The following is a 16491-nucleotide window of genomic DNA, read 5'->3' on the forward strand; positions in this document are numbered from 1 at the left end:
GCATCTATTAGGAGATCACACTATGAAAGGTATTTTTCCTGCGGCTATAGGGGTATTACTGTCTCTATCAGCGGTGAGTACTTGGGCGGCTACTACACAACCTTTAACTTTCTGTGAAAAATACGCACTCGAAGCCTCTACCCAAGCGGATACGAATAAAAGTGCTAGCTGTGGTTTAAGTGGGGCATTATGGAATAAGGGCTATTTAGATCAAGTCGCTTGGTGTAAAACCGTTAAACCGGCTGAGGCCGATAAAGCCAATGCTCAACGCTCGGATAACATTGTGCAATGTCTCGCTAAGCAGGTATTAATGGGTAAAGCCATCAAGGGCGATAAAAAAGACAGCAGTATGCTAGTGAGCTTTATGGTAGGGCGTTATTTAAGACCTGCTACGGAATGGTATATGGGGGTGGAGCAAGTGCTCTTGCCTCAGGGGCGCACTTTGACACGCATGGAAAAAAACCTAGCCGAAAAAATTGGGGTCAGAAATGCTTATCGCGTGCGAGTTATTATTACGGATGATATGCCGATCCCTAATGACCTATTAGGCTCTATGACCGTCTTATTTAAAGCCAGTACCGCTCACGAAACCGGGCGAGCCATGGGTTATGCCTTATTAATACGCCCTCAATATGCCAATAATCAGCAATTGCTCGCTCATCTATTGGGCTATGTGGCTAAGATTGAGCAAATTGGGCATAAAGCCTTTCTAGAGCAATATGCTACCGAGATGCTAATAGATGGTTATAATCAATCCAAATTAGTCAAAGAGGCTGCACGGGCGGCTAAATAAAAGACAGACGCATGAAAACGGTAGTTATTGGCATTTTAGGTGCACGCTTAGATCATCAGGGCTTAGGGCAGCGGCGTTGGCATCGCTGGCGTCCCTCTATTTCTATTTTGCTGCAAGATCAATTTCCGGTCGATAAATTCTTACTGCTCTACCACGCTAATGAGCGCGACTTGGCTGAACTCACCTTAAGTGATATGCGCGAATTACGCCCCGGTATTGATGCGGTGGGCTATGCGGTAAACTATGAAGATCCTTGGGATTTTGGTCAGGTCTATGAGCAACTGCATAATTTCACCCGTGAATATGAGTTTGACCCGGAGCGGGAGCGCTATTTAGTCCATATTACTACCGGAACACATGTCGCCCAGATTTGCCTATTTTTATTAGTCGAGGCGAATTTTATCCCCGGACAGCTCCTGCAAACCTCGCCTAAAGATATGCAACGTAACCACGCTCAGGGGAGTTGCCTGATTATTGATCTTAATCTCACCCGTTATGATCAAATTGCTATGCGCTTTGAGCGTGAAGCACAAGAAGCGATTGCCTATTTAAAAAGCGGTATCGCCACCCGTAACACTGCTTTTAATGCCCTGATTGCTCAGATCGAGCAGGTATCGATTAAGTCGACTGCACCTATTTTAATCACGGGTGCCACGGGTGCGGGGAAGTCGCAGCTTGCTAAACGGATTTATGAGCTAAAAAAACAGCGCGGGCAATTATCGGGGCGTTTGGTAGAGGTCAATTGTGCAACCTTGCGCGGTGATAATGCCATGTCAGCCTTATTTGGGCATGTGAAAGGGGCATACACCGGAGCGGCTCATGAACGCATGGGGCTATTACGTGAGGCACATAAGGGCTTGTTATTTCTAGATGAAATTGGTGAGCTAGGGCTAGATGAGCAGGCCATGTTATTGCGGGCGATTGAAGATAAAACTTTTATGCCTTTGGGGAGTGACCGCGAGGTATCGAGCGAGTTTCAATTGATTGCGGGTACGAATCGCCATTTAGCCGAGCGGGTAAAGCAAGGGTTGTTTCGTGAGGATTTATTAGCGCGGATTAATTTATGGAGTTATACCTTGCCCTCGCTGAAGGAGCGCATGGAGGATTTAGAGCCGAATATTGAGCATGAATTACAGCAGTTCGCCTATAAAATGGGGCACAAGGTCAGTTTTAATCAAGACGCGCGTGCTAAGTATTTAATGTTCGCTCATGCCAGCGAAGCTTTGTGGCAGGCGAATTTCCGTGATCTCAATTCAAGTATTACGCGCATGGCAACGCTCGCGAGTGGGGGGCGAATTACCGAGGATATTGTGTGCGGAGAAATAGTGCGCCTGCGCTCGGATTGGAGTAGTTATCAGGAACCATCCTCCGATACCGCTGATTTGCCGTTGTTATTGCAAATCCTCGATAGTGACGCGTTGGAGCAAATTGATGTCTTTGATCGTGCTCAGTTAGCCGCAGTGATTCGCGTATGTCGGCAGTGTAAAAGTTTAGCCGAAGCGGGGCGCACGTTATTTCAAGTGAGCCGCACCCAAAAAACCAGTGCCAATGATTCCCATCGGGTGCGTACCTATTTGCAGCGCTTTGGGCTGACGTTTGAGCAGGTACAGACCAGAGCGGGAGAGTGATTGATAGCCGCCGTATTTTCCTTAAAGCAATACCCTCCTATGTTACACTGAAGCCACTCCTATTGACTGAGGATACCTTATGCTTACTAATGAATTATTACTCAATAGAATTACCATTGAGGCGGGCAAGTGTGGCAGTCGTCCTTGTATTCGTAATATGCGTATTCGGGTGAGTGATGTGTTGAGTATGCTAGCGGAGGGGATGCTACCTGATGAAATCTTAGAAGATTACCCCTATCTCGAAAAAGAGGATATTAAAGCAGTACTATTATATGCCGCCCGCCAATTTGATCACCCTGTACTCAGAGCAGCTTAATGAAGTTTATCGTAGATGCACAATTGCCATATGGTTTAAAATTTTGATTTTTAATAAAAGTAATCAAAATTCAGTGCTGGTGATAGATTAACTACATCATGAATTGGCTTCAAGTGATATGCCTAGTTGACACTCACAATCTGGCTAATATTCCGTTATGATCGTCGTTCACTGATTTTTGGCTTTTGTAGTATGACGATACGACTCCATCACAACGAAATCCGTAACCGTTCACATGCCTTCGTGCAGAAATGGCGTAATGAAAGCCGTGAAGAAGCTGAGGCTAAGTCTTTCTGGGACGCATTTTTCAATGTGTTTGGGATTGATCGCAAGGATGTAGCTGTGTTTGAGTGGTCTGTTGCCAAACAGGATAACAAGCTCGGTTTCATTGACCTTTTTTGGAAAGGTATGCTGCTGGTCGAACATAAGTCACGTGGCAAATCACTGGGCAAAGCAGAATCACAGGCATTTGAATATTATTTGGGTTTATCAGATAAAGAAAAACCCAACTACATCCTGCTGTCGGACTTTGCTACCTTCCGTTTATATGACCTTCGGCGTAAACAGGATCACCATTTCACTATTGACGAATTCCCAGATCGTGTGCACCTGTTCGATTTTATGTCTGGCTTGCAGTATTACGATGCAGCAGAGCCGGAGAAAGTGCTGAATATTCAGGCAGCAGAGCTATTGGGTAGTTTGCACGATATGCTGGCAGCATCTGGTTATGGTGGGCATGCACTGGAAATCTTTTTGGTACGTATCCTATTCTGCTTGTTTGCAGAAGATACAGGGATTTTTCAGCATCATCAGTTTATCCATTACTTACTGAGCTTCACGTCAGAAGATGGCTCCGATACGGACATGCATTTGACGCGGCTATTTCAGATATTGGATACACCTGCTGCCAAACGCAGTAAAAACCTGCTGGCAGAATTGGATGCTTTTCCTTATGTCAATGGGCATTTATACCAAGAGCGGCTTGATATGCCGTCCTTTGATGCTCCCATGCGTGAGATGTTGTTGAATTGCGCTCATTTTGACTGGAGTGGAATATCCCCTGCTATTTTCGGCTCCCTGTTCCAGTCAATCATGGACAAGGAAGCTCGGCGTAATCTAGGAGCACACTACACTAGCGAAAAGCATATTTTGCGTCTCATTAAACCGCTGTTCCTTGATGCACTATGGGCGGAGTTTGAGGCTATTCAGCAGCTTAAACAGCGGCATGTACGTCAGCAAAAGCTGATTGATTTTCAGAGGAAGTTGACCCAGTTGCAGTTTTTTGATCCTGCTTGTGGTTGTGGGAACTTCTTAATCATCACTTATCGGGAGCTGCGGCGACTGGAGCTATTGGTTCTACAAGCCCAACATGGCGACCAGCTTGATACTACACATATTGGTGGGATTGCTATCACGATTGAACCAGCCATTCGATTGGAGCATTTCCACGGTATTGAAATTGAGGAATGGCCTGCTCGGATTGCCGAAGTCGCCATGTGGTTGACCCAGCACCAGATGAACCGCGAATTTGCCCGCCAGTTTGGGCGAGAGCCTGATTTGCTTCCGCTGAAATCGGCAGCACAAATTACTATCGGCAATGCACTACAACTTGACTGGAGCAGTATTGCTGCACCTAAGTCCCTTGCCCATATTATCGGTAATCCTCCTTTTCGTGGCTCAAAAATGCAAACGGAAGCGCAAAAGCAGGAGCTTATAAGTCTTTTCGGTCAGGTACAAAACGCCAAGCAACTGGACTACGTAGCCTGCTGGTTCAAAAAGGCAGCCAATTTCGTGCAGGGTACTCGTATCAGTGTCGCATTTGTCGCTACCAATTCAATCACTCAGGGCGAGCAAGTGGCACCGTTATGGCAGCCTCTGCTGGATACGGGCATTCACATTCATTTTGCCCACCGTACTTTTGCATGGGATTCAGAGGCTCGTGGCAAAGCCGCTGTGCATGTGGTTATCGTTGGGTTTGCCGATTATGATACCGAGACTAAACGCATTTTTGACTACTCCGATCTCAAGGGGGAACCTGTTGAAATTTTGGCTGGCAATATCAACCCCTATCTGGTCAATACGTCGGACGTGATTGTGAATGAACGTAGCAAGCCAATCTGCAAAGTTTCTCTAATGGTGAAAGGCAATGAGCCTACTGATGGCGGATATTTGCTGCTCTCACCTGAAGAAAAAGATGATCTCCTTCAAAAAGAGCCAGCTACTACAAAATGGCTGAAGCCTATCCTTGGTGCAGAAGAATTTCTCAACAGTAAGGAGCGCTGGTGTTTGTGGTTAGTTGGTATTCAACCGCATGAATTACGTGCCTTGCCAGAGGTAATGAGGCGAGTGGAGGCTGTCAAGCAAATGCGTTTGGCAAGTCCGAAAGCAGCGACCCGCAAACGTGCAGAAACATCATACCTATTTGGCGAAAATCGACATCCAGCAGGCCATTATATCCTCGTTCCCAGTGTGTCATCCGAGCGGCGCGAATACGTGCCCATGGGGTTCTTCGATAGCAATACAATTTCCACCAACTTGAACCTAATGATTCCTGATGCCAGTTTGTACGAGTTTGGTGTACTTGAGTCCCAAATGCATATGGCTTGGATGCGTACAGTTTGCGGACGCCTGAAAAGCGATTATCGCTATTCCGCCAAGCTGGTCTATAACAATTTCCCATGGCCTGAGCCTGACGTCAAACAGCGTAAAAAGATCGAAGCTGCGGCGCAATCCGTGCTGGACACAAGGAAAAACTATCCAGAGTCTACATTGGCAGACTTATACGACCCACGCACCATGCCGCCTGATCTGCGTAAGGCACACAAAACCCTCGACAAGACAGTGGAGCAGGCTTATCGGAAGGAGAAATTTACCGATGATATGGAGCGGTTGGGGTATTTGTTTCAGTGTTATCAAAGTTTGTTGAACTCGAATACGGGCTAAACACTGCAAAAATTGGAAGCATGGTTCTCTGGAAATCCCTAACCCCAATTCTGTCTATACCGAGTATACTGAAGTAGTAACTCAGCACAGATGGGAGACTAGCTACATGACGAGCAATACCCAAGCACTAAGCCAGACGGACAATGTACTACCCGTCGAGGAATACTTAGCCGGTGAACAAACTAGCGAAATCCGCCACGAATATGTAGACGGGAAAGTCTACGCGATGGCGGGGGCGAGTATGAATCATAATCGCATTGCCAATAATTTAGTGCGCCATCTCGGTAATCAGTTAGCTAACCAGCCTTGTGAAGTATTCAGCAGCGACATGATGCTTAAAACCGGCAAAAACCGCTATCGTTACCCTGATGTCATGGTGGTGTGTTATCACACCGATCAAAATACCACTAGTACCGATAACCCTGTGCTTTTAGTCGAGGTCTTATCGAAAGGCACGCGCCAGACGGATCGTAAGGAAAAACTGTTAGAATACTTACAGTTACCGAGCTTGCAGGAATATATTTTAATCGAACAAGATTCGGTCGAGGTTGAGGTACTGCGCCGCAGTCAGGGCTGGAAACCAGAATATTATTATTGGGAGGATAGTATTCATTTGGAGTCGGTCAATATTACTCTAACCGTACAAGCCTTATATGAAAGAGTTGTAAATAATGACACACTTAGTCTTCTGGAAGCACAAGACCCAGCTAAAGCATAGCTAGCAGGATGCTCAAACACCCTGCTAACAAACATAAGCTTACAATGCCGCAGAAACCACAATCTCAACCGTAAACTCATCACCAGCAAGAGCCGATACGCCTACCGTTGCACGAGTAGGAGCATTAGCCGGATCAACCCAAGCCTCCCACGCTTTATTCATCAGGCCAAACTCTTTCATATTGGTCATATAAATGGTTGCAGTTAGAAGCTTGGACTTATTCGTGCCTGCCTCGGCGAGTAGAGCATCAATTTGGCTTAAAATATTGCGGGTTTGCTCATCAGCGGGGCCGCCTTTTTCAGTTTCATCGACCTGTCCGGCTAGATGTACAACTTGATTATGAATTACGATTTGGCTCATACGAGCGCCACTGTGTAAACGTTTGATCATAATGATTTTTTCCTAATGATAAAAAAGCTAAATAATTTGCTGCCCTAAAGCGGACAAGATAAAGTGTAAAATGCTACGTACTCGTTGCGGGTGATCATCAGCATTGAGATGACTCACACTAATCCCTATTACCTGCGCCGATTGAGCGATACTTTCCATCGCTTGATGGGTTTCCCGAAAGGTCAGGCCACCTTCACCCTCGCCGCGATCAGTACGCATATCGGTAGCAGTGGGGCTATAGTGTAGCCAGACACCTTGAGTACCACTACTGGCACCACGAATCGCGCGGTTAATCACCTCGTGCATGCCCAAAATATCAATATCAGACATGGTAAATACTTGCATACCCGAATGATGCAATGCCTCGGCCTCATCCGATGTGGTATTTCTTAATCCCACCAGGGCAATATTTTCTGGGCTGAGCTGCGGGGTAAGTCGCACTTCAGGGCTAGCGGCTTGCATGGCGTGATACAGCAGACTATGCGGGCTTATCGCATGCAGTGGTTCATAGGCGGCAGTGGCAGCAATCCAAATCAACCCCATACTATCCGTTTGCTGAGTAGCCGCTTGCAGTGCAGCCAGCGTATAGAGCGAGTCCGCGCTAATAATCAGCGGAAAAGCATTCGCCTGTAAAGCGCTCGTCACAGCCTCGTAGACTTCCTCGGCATTAATACAGTAACAGCTATAGGGGGAGGCGGTAAAACGCAGAGCGGCAAGATGAGCACTAATATCATTGCGACTCAATACATCGCCTAACTCTGGCTCAATCAATTGTGCCAACAGGCGTTCATCAGGATCGGCGGGATCATTTTGAGCGAGTACGGGTATTTTGCGCACATATTCGGAAGTCATAGCGGCAAGTAGGGCGGGGTAACTCATATAAAAAGATACCGTTTCACCCACTTGAGGAGGAGGGCTGACCACCTCAATATCTAAAATCAAATGATCGCTCGAAGCACCAATTAGTTCAATACGAGGATCCAGCGGAACTAAATGTTCGGGAGATACATCTTCGCGTCCAATATTTAAAATCCCGCGCAGGCGCTCTCCACGATCTACAAACACGGGAGTATTACCAAAAGCATCCACAGCAGTCTCGCCAATGGGCAGGGAGGGTTTGCGTTTTACCTCTAATAGTTCGCCTTGTAAAATAAAGGCATTACGATTCAGTGCTTCCCAAGGCTCATCATAAAAGGTATCACGCCCGCCTTGTAAAATCGCCTCGCCAATACGCAGGTGATTAATCCCCTCAGGTAAACCTTGCTCTAGCAAGAGTGGTAAAGAGCCAGAATTACCGCCAGAGATATAGCGCAGTTTAAGATTAAAATGTTGCTCTATTTGCTGAGCATATTCCGATAATTTGCCCAAGTTAGTATGGGTAGGTTTTACCGCCGATAAGCAAAGCAAATTAGTCCCTAAGCCTGCGATCCGCACCCCGCGCAATTTCAATACCTGCTCGACGGTATCCTGCAGATCATCCGGCCAAATCCCCTCGCGTAAATCTCCCAAATCTACCATGAGAATCACATCATGCACTTTGCCACGCCGCAGTGCCGCCTCGGATAATGCTTGAATAGTGGGCAGTTCGGAGTTTAGGCTCATGTCCACATAGCGCACGACTTCATCGGCTAAGGCTAAAGGCGCACTGCGCAATAAGAGTATGGGGCAATTAATGCCAGAGGCACGTAAACGGCGAATGTTTTCAAAGCGCGATTCCCCAATCCCAGTCACCCCACCGCGCAACATTGCCCGTGCCACCTGCGGCATACCACAGGTTCCCTTAGTGACCCCAAATACCTCAATCCCCTGTGCTGTGCAGACTTGAGTAATCGCCCGTGCATTCGCTTCAATAATATCCAGATCGACCAAAACGTGTGGGCCTGGCATTGGATTCATCCTTGGAAAATTAAACCGCTAGTATCAATATCAGGCTTACGCTGCAAGAGTAAATCGGTCACGACTTTACCGCTGCCACAGCTCATAGTCCAACCAACATGCCCATGTCCGGTATTGAGGAGCAAATTACTAAAGCGCTGAGTACGTCCTAGGACGGGAACGGAGCTTGGCATCATAGGGCGCAATCCTGCCCAATACTCGGCCTTATCATAATCCGCCCCTTGCGGGAATAGTTCTTTAATGGTGGTGAGTAAGGCGCTAAAGTCCTTAGGCTTATGGCTGCGATCATAGCCCGCAAATTCAGCGGTACAAGCCACCCGTAACCGATCCCCTAAACGTGAATAAGCAATCAAACGATCATCATCCACCCCACCCACGGTAGGCGCTTGTGTGGGGTCTAGAATGGGAGCCGTAATGGAGTAACCTTTGACCGGATAGAGCGGTAATTTTACCCCGATTTTTTCCAATAGTAAGGGGCTATCACAGCCTGCGGTCATAATAAACGCATCTGCACTAAAGCGCCCCTTATCGGTGAGTACCGCCGTCACTTTGTCGTTTTGGGTTTCAAAACCTTGAATAGTGGTTTGCCAATTAAACTGCACCCCTTGATGCGCAGTACTCCAAGCCGCTAACTCACGGCTAAAACGACAAGAGTCTCCGGTTTGATCAATAGTACATAAAATACCCCCGGCAATTTTATCTGCGGAACCTTTAAACCCCGGATCTAGTGCGACAATTTGCTGGCGATCTAAGACCTCAATGGGTAAGCCTTGATCGGCCATAAACTGCATGTACTGGATGCCATGCGCTAGCGTTTGCTCCGAGCGGTAGAAATAGAGCACACCTTGCTGGGTGCGATTAAAATCAATCTGGGTATGCTCGGCGATCTGCTGCATTTGCTCGCGTGCATAGATGGCAAGGCGTAGTTTTTTGCGCGTATTGTCTTGTGATTTTTGCTGAGTGCATTCCATTAAAAAGCGCAAGGTCCATGCAAAAAAGCGTGGATCCCAGCGTAATTTAACTTTAATCCCCAGATCAGGATTAATGAGTGCTCGCATAAAGGTTTTAAGTGCTGCAGGGGAGGCCCACGCAAAGGAGTCCCCCGGCGTGATTAAACCAGCGTTACCATAGCTTGTCTCTGAAGCGGCGGCGGCTTGACGATCAATGACAATGACCTCGCACCCTGCCTGTGCTAAATGATAGGCGGTGGCAACCCCAACAACCCCCGCACCCAGAACGATCACTTTCATAACTTATCCTTGCGTATCATAGATACTAATATGTTTAACGCCGAGATAGGCCGACAGACCCCAAGGCCCTAATTCACGCCCAATACCACTACCCTTAAATCCCCCCCATGCAGTTTGGGGGAAAATAATTTGTAGTGAATTAATCCAGATATGCCCCGCCCAGATTTGATTAGCCACGCGTTGGGCACGTTCTAAATCAGCACTCAAAATGGTAGCGACTAAGCCATAATCCGAATCATTAGCCAGCTCAATGGCTTCGTCTTCGGTATCAAAATAGGTGATCACTAATACTGGGCCAAAAATTTCTTCGCGCCAAAAGGGATGCTGGCGGTCAATATGATCATAAATAGTGGGGGGTACAAACCAGCCGGTTTGTGACTTATTGACCTCACCACCGACTAAGCACTCTAAACCGTCGTGTTGTGCTTGTTTGAGTAGGCGGGTGACTTTTTGATATTGCGGTAGATTACTCAGTGGCCCCATTTCCACACCTTCGGTGAAGGGGGAACCTACTTTGAGATGGCGAGTACGCTCAACGAGTGCGGGTATGAGTTGTTGAGCAAAGCTACGCTCCACCAGTAGCCGCGACGTTGCAGAGCACATTTGCCCACAATTAAAGAAAATACCAGCGACAATTTGCTCAACCGCTTGCTCAACCGGCGCATCTTTAAAGACTAAAATGGCGGATTTACCCCCTAGCTCTAATGATACAGGTTGGCAACGCTCTGCCGCACTTTGCATCACGCGTGAACCTACCTGATTACTACCCGTAAAGGATAACTTAGCCAGTTTTTTGCTTTGGGTCAGAGCTATTCCAGTGCTGGCTGCACCCGTGAGAATATTGAGTACACCCTGTGGTAACTCAATTTCTTGAGCAATATCAGCATAAACCAACTCTGCTAACGGGGTATATTCCGAGGTTTTTAAGACAATGGTGCAACCGGCAGCAAGAGCAGGGGCGATTTTCCACGCACTGGTCACCAGCGGAAAATTCCACGGCACAATCATACCCACCGCACCGACCGGCTCAAGGCGAGTTTGGCCTTGATAATAAGGGTCGGGGAGGCTAAAGGGGGTATTTTGCCGTGTCTCTAATTGCTCGGCTTGCTCGGCGTAATAGTTAAAAGTAGCAATCGCATCTGAGACATCCAGATCCGCCTCAAACTGAGGTTTGCCATTATTACGCATTTGTACATTGATTAAGCGTTCGCGCCGCTGTTCTAAGGCTTGAGCGATGCGGCGTAAGTATTCCGCACGTTTAGGCCCGCCTAACGCACACCAAGCAGGAAAGGCCTTATTAGCGGCTGTTATGGCTTGTTCAACTTGTATGGCACTTGCGGCTTTAAGTGTGGTAATAGGGGTCGCGTTTGAGGGGTCATAGACAGTAATATCTTCGCCTTCACCTGCTATAAATTGACCATTACTATATAAACTTAAGGGGCGCTCTAGGAGTGGGTTATGCATGTGTGTCCTCCTACCACTGCAGGGCTTCGGCTTCGTTAATTTCAATCAGGGTAGGCTTGGTGGCTTGATAGGCTTGTTCTAGTTGTAGTTGTAAGTCATTTAAGCTGTTCGCTCTAACCGCATGACAGCCATAGCCGCGTGCAATGGTGAGTAAGTCAGGGGTATAAATATCAACACCAATCGTAGGAATATCGCGCTCCTGCATATAGCGTTTAATTTCGCCATAACAGTGATTATTCCACACGACAATGGGTAGGGCTAAACCTTGCTCTACCGCCGTGGCGAGTTCGGGTAAGGTAAATTGCAAGCCACCATCCCCAATGAGACTGATAACGGCTCGCTCAGGATGCGCAATTTTAGCCCCAATAGCAGCGGGTAAGGCATAACCTAAAGTGCCGTATCCGGTACTGGAGTTAAACCACGCATGGGTAGTATCAGGTTCATCAGTGAGATTGCCCGTATAAACCGGCTGATTTTGGTCGCCCACTATAATGGTGGCTGGTTTAACTGCGCGTAGCTGTGCAATAACGCGTTGATGAGCTAATTGAGTGGGGCTTAATAACGCTTGTAGTTGTTGACGTAACTGTTGTGCTTGCGTTGTGGTATGGGTGAGTGGCTGATGATTATCTAGAGCCACCAGTAAGGCCTCTAAGGCTGATTGTGCATCTGAGGTAATCGCAAGAGTAGGTATAGCATTGCGATAGAGCTGCTCAGGATCCAGATCAATCCGAATCAGTTTCCCTCGAATATCGGGTTTGCCATCAAATAAAAGGGTGTCGGTTTCGCCTAATTCCGTACCGACTGCGAGCACAACATCCGCATCACGCAATAAGTCTAATACGGGCTTTTGAGGTAGGGTGCTTCCGAGTGATAAGGGATGTGCAGGGGGGAGGATGCCTTTGCCATTAATCGTGGTTACAGTGAGTGCGCCTAAGCGTTCGGTGAGTAGTTGTGCCGCTTTAGCTGCATGAGCTGCTCCACCGCCAAACACTAGTAAAGGTTTTTTAGCTTGCGCTAATAATTGAGCCGCTTGGTGAATGGCTCCATTACTAGGAGCAGGGCGGGAGCTTTTGGTAATGATGGGTAGCGTTAAATGCGCAGCCGAAGCTGTAATCACATCAAGGGGTAGTTCAATATGTACAGGACGCGGGCGTGCTGAGTTGAAAATGGCAAACGCTCGCGCCATGACTTCATTCAGTTCATCAGGGCGTAAGAGGGTATGACTAAAGGCACTGACTCCGGCTACTAAATTACGTTGTGAGGGGAGTTCGTGTAGTCTGCCCGTACCTAAAGCTAATTCATGACGCGCATTGACCGCAGAGATCACAAGCATAGGAATAGAGTCCGCGTAGGCTTGCCCCATAGCGGTGGCAATATTCGTCATGCCGGGGCCTGTGATAATAAAACAGGCGGCAATTTTGCCCGTGGTACGAGCATAACCATCTGCCATAAAACCCGCCCCTTGCTCATGGCGTGGGGTAATATGTTTAATCGAAGTGGCAGGGAGGCCGCGATAGAGTTCAACCGTATGCACCCCCGGAATACCAAACACCGTATCCACGCCATAGGCTTCTAAGAGTTCAACTAAATACTCGCCACAGGTTTTAGCGACGCTATTAGGCATAACGTACCCCCGGCATTACACACAATATTTCATAGGCCATATTTGCACCGACTAAAGCGGTATTGCCTGTAGTGTCATAAGGTGGAGATACCTCGACGACATCGCCGCCCACCAGATTTAAACCACGGCAGCCGCGAATAATTTCTAACCCTTGGGTGACGGTTAAACCACCGACTTCTGGGGTTCCGGTGCCGGGGGCGAAGCTTGGATCTAAGCCATCAATATCAAAGGAAATATAAGTAGGGGTATCACCAATCAGCATCCGTACTTCTTGCATCAAGGGAGCGAGTGACTGATACCAGCAGGATTCGGCTTGTACTACTTTAATCCCTTGGTTTCGACACCAATCAAAATCTTCCGCCGAATAACCCGTACCACGTAGGCCAATCTGTACCATTTTATGAGTATCAATCAACCCCTCTTCAATCGCGCGGCGAAACGGTGTGCCGTGGGCGATTTTTTCTCCGTACATAGTGTCATTCACATCCGCATGAGCATCCACATGCACAATAGCCACCGGCTTTTTGAGGTGGCGATTGAGGGCGCGGAGGATAGGTAGCACAATCGTATGATCACCGCCTAGACTAATCGGCTTGATATTGGCCGCGAATACCTTGGCATAAAACTCCTCAATCAGGCGGATGGAGTCTAGAAGGTTAAACGTATTAATAGAGCAATCGCCTAAATCGGCTACTTGGAGCGAGTCAAAAGGTGCGGCTCCGGTGGACATATTGTAAGGACGTAGGAGGCTAGATTCGGCACGAATCGCACGCGGGCCAAAGCGTGCGCCGGTACGATTGGACGTACCAATATCAAACGGTACTCCAATGAAGCCCACATCAATATCGGCATAGTCGGTTGTGGTGGGTAGACGCATCATGGTAGCAATGCCACCGGAGCGAATCATTTCATTACCCCCTAAGGGCTGATTAAATGCAGTTGCCACTAAGGTTCTCCTCCTAGGTTAAGACTCGTCCTCTAGCGCGAGAACGAGTGTTTAATAACAAGGTTATACGCTAATCTTTTTCCACTGGATAGCGTACTACATCAGACATAGTCACTTGATTTAAGCGAGAGTGCTGCATGCTAAACGTGAAATAGGTCAGGGTGGCGATTCCAATCCAAATAGCAAAATAGAAGAAGGTTATCAATGGCAAACCTGATAACACATAGACACAAGACCCTATGGCTAGAATCGGTGTAATGGGATAAAAGGGTACTTTAAAGCTGCGTGGTAAGTCAGGATGAGTACGGCGTAAAATCATGACACCTAGTGATACGACCGAAAAGGCCACTAAAGTACCAATACTGGTGAGATCAAATAAGACATCCGCAGGCGTAAAACCAGAGGCTAACATCACGGCAATGGAGACTAATAAAATATTATTAACCGGTGTACTTCTAGTATTTAAGCGCTCAAAGAAAGTCGGAATCATACCATCACGTCCCATGGCATACAGAATCCGAGTTTGACCATATAACACAATTAAAATAACGCTAAAGGTTGAGATCACCGCACCAAAAGCAAAGATAGTTGCAGGCCAGGTTGAGCCGGTAACATTTTGTAGAATTTGCGCTAAACCCGCTTTTTGTCCTTCAAACTCAGCCGCAGGCTGAGCACCAATCGCAGTTAGGCTAATCAGAATATAAAAGAGTGTGACGATAGTCAGGGCAAGAATAATGGCTAAGGGTAAATTACGTTTAGGGTTTTTCACTTCCTCACCGGCTGTTGAAATCGCATCAATCCCAATGAAAGAGAAAAATACCGTGGCGGTTGCAATCCATACGCCACTGTAGCCATGCGGGGCAAAAGGTGTCATGTTTTCGCTTTTGTAGGCAGTGAAAGCAATCCCAATAAACATACATAAAATGAGCAGCTTAACTACAACCATAATGGTATTGACTACGGTAGATTCTTTAGAGCCACGTAATAGTAATAAGCAGCAAAGGGCGACCACAATCATAGAGGGTAGATTCATAATACCTCCTAAGGCGGGTACATTACTGAGACTATCCGGGAATTTAAACCCTATGGTAATTTCCAGAAATTTATTGAGATATTCACCACTGCCTACCGCAATCGCAGCGGCTGAGACACCATACTCCAAGAGCAAACACCACGCGACTAAATAAGCGAGATATTCACCTAAGGTGGCATAGGCATACGAATACGAAGAGCCTGATGCGGGGATACAAGAGGCCATTTCCGCATAGGCTAAAGCCGTGAGAGCCGCTGTAATCGCCGCAATAATAAACGCAAAAATAACCGCAGGACCGGCTTGTGGGACGACATCATTTAAAACGACAAAAATACCCGTGCCGATGGTTGCACCCACCCCTAGCATGGTGAGTTGAAAGAGTCCCATGCTAGGTTCTAGCTGAGTTCGTTCCGGTTGGATGGGCTTTTTGCGCATCATCGAAGAGAGAGTACTCATTATTTTTCCTCCTTAGGCTTTTATCGAAGCCTGGGGCTTATGGGGTTATCAGGAAGATAGAAGGCATTATCCTTCCGGTGCTAAATTAACCTCTAAGTGTTGTTGCCACTGACGTTGTGGCCACAGTAAGGTCATACTGTCAGCGCTAGGGCGATACAAAGCGGTATAGAGTGTGCCAAAACCACGAGCATATTGAGTGCTATACAAAGGTGGCTGAAGAAAGCTTTGAATAAACTGTTCTTCTGTTTGCTCTGGTATAGTCAAACTGTGAATTAAAAAGCTTTCGCGTTCTAATGTGGCTGTAGCTTGCGCATGTTGTGTCCATTCAATCTGTTGTTGATGATTGGTAGCAATGGCTAATGCATTGACTTGTATTTGTCGATCGGGGGCGACTAATACGGTGCATGATTGCCCTAAACGATCCAATAAGGTGATGTTATAAGCCATATGACTCGGAATATGACGCAGTACGGCCACCGCATCCGCTACATCCCGACAAGTCTCTAAGATATAACGTAAAATCAGTGGAATACCAAACCCTATACCAACCAACTTGCGTCCACCAAAGGCTAATGACACCACTAAACCTGCACTATTCATGCCATCTAATACCCCCCACAGACAGTCGCCATTAGCCATCACGGGTTTTCCGAGCCAGCTACTGTGTATCACCGTACCCTCTAATAATGCGGGGTGATAATCATAGTTACGAATCAAAAAGGGTGTGGTTTTAGTCCAAACCGCCTGTGAGCAACTGACATAATAGGGGGGAGGGCAATACATACTTAAAAAGCGTGCGGCCGTATCTCCTCCTCCAGCTAATTCACAGAGGCGCTCATAAACCGATAATAGCTCCGGCATATAGGCGCGTAATTGGCGTAGGCTTTGTAAATAAGTCGGTTGCTGACCCATGCCATGTCTTAAAAACCAGCGCTGATAGAGCGGCCAAGTGCGATTAAACAGAGCCTGCCATTGTACGTCGGGCCATGCTTCTTGCATGGCATGAAAACCAGATTGTAATTTCATGCCGTTGC

At 47.3% G+C, this 16491-nt stretch carries 13 protein-coding genes; 5 read left to right on the top strand and 8 right to left on the bottom strand.

What is annotated here, in order from left to right; translation table 11 throughout:
• Positions 1 to 22: 22 nt before the first annotated feature.
• From A3IK_RS20535 to A3IK_RS0115750, 5 genes are all read left to right on the top strand, one after another.
• The gene (locus A3IK_RS20535; RefSeq protein WP_020560942.1) at positions 23 to 793 is read left to right on the top strand and encodes a hypothetical protein; all 771 of its coding nucleotides are present in this window, start codon (positions 23 to 25) and stop codon (positions 791 to 793) included.
• Positions 794 to 804: 11 nt separating this feature from the next.
• Complete coding sequence (gene rtcR / locus A3IK_RS0115735) at positions 805 to 2421, top strand: RNA repair transcriptional activator RtcR (protein ID WP_020560943.1); 1617 nt, start codon at positions 805 to 807, stop codon at positions 2419 to 2421.
• A 79-nt stretch (positions 2422 to 2500) separates the two neighbouring features.
• Positions 2501 to 2737 carry a DUF433 domain-containing protein gene (locus tag A3IK_RS0115740; RefSeq protein ID WP_020560944.1) on the top strand — a complete coding sequence of 79 codons (237 nt, stop codon included), beginning with the start codon at positions 2501 to 2503 and terminating at the stop codon, positions 2735 to 2737.
• Between the two features lie 192 nt (positions 2738 to 2929).
• Positions 2930 to 5680, top strand: coding sequence for a class I SAM-dependent DNA methyltransferase (locus A3IK_RS0115745; protein ID WP_020560945.1), 2751 nt, complete (start codon positions 2930 to 2932; stop codon positions 5678 to 5680).
• A gap of 106 nt (positions 5681 to 5786) precedes the next feature.
• A complete protein-coding gene (locus A3IK_RS0115750; RefSeq protein WP_020560946.1) occupies positions 5787 to 6398 on the top strand; it encodes a Uma2 family endonuclease in 612 nt (203 codons plus the stop codon).
• A gap of 39 nt (positions 6399 to 6437) precedes the next feature.
• Here the strand turns inward: A3IK_RS0115750 and A3IK_RS0115755 are convergent, their stop codons facing one another.
• The 8 genes from A3IK_RS0115755 to A3IK_RS0115790 all read right to left on the bottom strand — a co-directional run bounded on the left by A3IK_RS0115755 (position 6438) and on the right by A3IK_RS0115790 (position 16483).
• Positions 6438 to 6788 carry a RidA family protein gene (locus tag A3IK_RS0115755; protein WP_020560947.1) on the bottom strand — a complete coding sequence of 117 codons (351 nt, stop codon included), beginning with the start codon at positions 6786 to 6788 and terminating at the stop codon, positions 6438 to 6440.
• 27 nt (positions 6789 to 6815) lie between these two features.
• Positions 6816 to 8675, bottom strand: a complete 1860-nt coding sequence (locus A3IK_RS0115760; protein ID WP_020560948.1) for an alanine racemase — start codon at positions 8673 to 8675, stop codon at positions 6816 to 6818.
• A gap of 5 nt (positions 8676 to 8680) precedes the next feature.
• Complete coding sequence (locus A3IK_RS0115765) at positions 8681 to 9934, bottom strand: D-amino acid dehydrogenase (protein ID WP_020560949.1); 1254 nt, start codon at positions 9932 to 9934, stop codon at positions 8681 to 8683.
• 3 nt (positions 9935 to 9937) lie between these two features.
• On the bottom strand, positions 9938 to 11398 hold the full coding sequence (locus A3IK_RS0115770) for an aldehyde dehydrogenase family protein (protein ID WP_020560950.1): 1461 nt from the start codon (positions 11396 to 11398) through the stop codon (positions 9938 to 9940).
• A gap of 10 nt (positions 11399 to 11408) precedes the next feature.
• Positions 11409 to 13022: a 5-guanidino-2-oxopentanoate decarboxylase gene (locus A3IK_RS0115775; RefSeq protein WP_020560951.1), complete on the bottom strand. Its 1614-nt coding sequence runs from the start codon at positions 13020 to 13022 to the stop codon at positions 11409 to 11411.
• Positions 13015 to 13968, bottom strand: a complete 954-nt coding sequence (gene speB / locus A3IK_RS0115780) for an agmatinase (protein ID WP_020560952.1) — start codon at positions 13966 to 13968, stop codon at positions 13015 to 13017. Before speB ends, A3IK_RS0115775 begins: the two co-directional genes overlap by 8 nt.
• Before the next feature lie 70 nt (positions 13969 to 14038).
• Positions 14039 to 15457: an APC family permease gene (locus A3IK_RS0115785; RefSeq protein WP_020560953.1), complete on the bottom strand. Its 1419-nt coding sequence runs from the start codon at positions 15455 to 15457 to the stop codon at positions 14039 to 14041.
• A gap of 66 nt (positions 15458 to 15523) precedes the next feature.
• Positions 15524 to 16483, bottom strand: a complete 960-nt coding sequence (locus A3IK_RS0115790; RefSeq protein WP_020560954.1) for a C45 family autoproteolytic acyltransferase/hydrolase — start codon at positions 16481 to 16483, stop codon at positions 15524 to 15526.
• Positions 16484 to 16491 lie beyond the last annotated feature (8 nt).

Origin of the sequence: Thiofilum flexile DSM 14609 (genome assembly GCF_000380185.1) — a bacterium.
GTDB lineage: Bacteria > Pseudomonadota > Gammaproteobacteria > Thiotrichales > Thiotrichaceae > Thiofilum > Thiofilum flexile.

Excerpts from the sequence above, each read along its gene's own strand:
- A3IK_RS0115790 (WP_020560954.1), bottom strand. The coding sequence starts at position 16,483 with ATGAAATTACAATCTGGTTTTCATGCCATGCAAGAAGCATGGCCCGAC.
- A3IK_RS0115765 (WP_020560949.1), bottom strand. The coding sequence starts at position 9,934 with ATGAAAGTGATCGTTCTGGGTGCGGGGGTTGTTGGGGTTGCCACCGCC.
- A3IK_RS0115740 (WP_020560944.1), top strand. The coding sequence starts at position 2,501 with ATGCTTACTAATGAATTATTACTCAATAGAATTACCATTGAGGCGGGC.
- A3IK_RS0115755 (WP_020560947.1), bottom strand. The coding sequence starts at position 6,788 with ATGATCAAACGTTTACACAGTGGCGCTCGTATGAGCCAAATCGTAATT.
- A3IK_RS0115760 (WP_020560948.1), bottom strand. The coding sequence starts at position 8,675 with ATGCCAGGCCCACACGTTTTGGTCGATCTGGATATTATTGAAGCGAAT.
- A3IK_RS0115750 (WP_020560946.1), top strand. The coding sequence starts at position 5,787 with ATGACGAGCAATACCCAAGCACTAAGCCAGACGGACAATGTACTACCC.
- A3IK_RS0115785 (WP_020560953.1), bottom strand. The coding sequence starts at position 15,457 with ATGAGTACTCTCTCTTCGATGATGCGCAAAAAGCCCATCCAACCGGAA.
- A3IK_RS0115770 (WP_020560950.1), bottom strand. The coding sequence starts at position 11,398 with ATGCATAACCCACTCCTAGAGCGCCCCTTAAGTTTATATAGTAATGGT.
- A3IK_RS0115775 (WP_020560951.1), bottom strand. The coding sequence starts at position 13,022 with ATGCCTAATAGCGTCGCTAAAACCTGTGGCGAGTATTTAGTTGAACTC.
- A3IK_RS0115745 (WP_020560945.1), top strand. The coding sequence starts at position 2,930 with ATGACGATACGACTCCATCACAACGAAATCCGTAACCGTTCACATGCC.
- A3IK_RS20535 (WP_020560942.1), top strand. The coding sequence starts at position 23 with ATGAAAGGTATTTTTCCTGCGGCTATAGGGGTATTACTGTCTCTATCA.
- rtcR (WP_020560943.1), top strand. The coding sequence starts at position 805 with ATGAAAACGGTAGTTATTGGCATTTTAGGTGCACGCTTAGATCATCAG.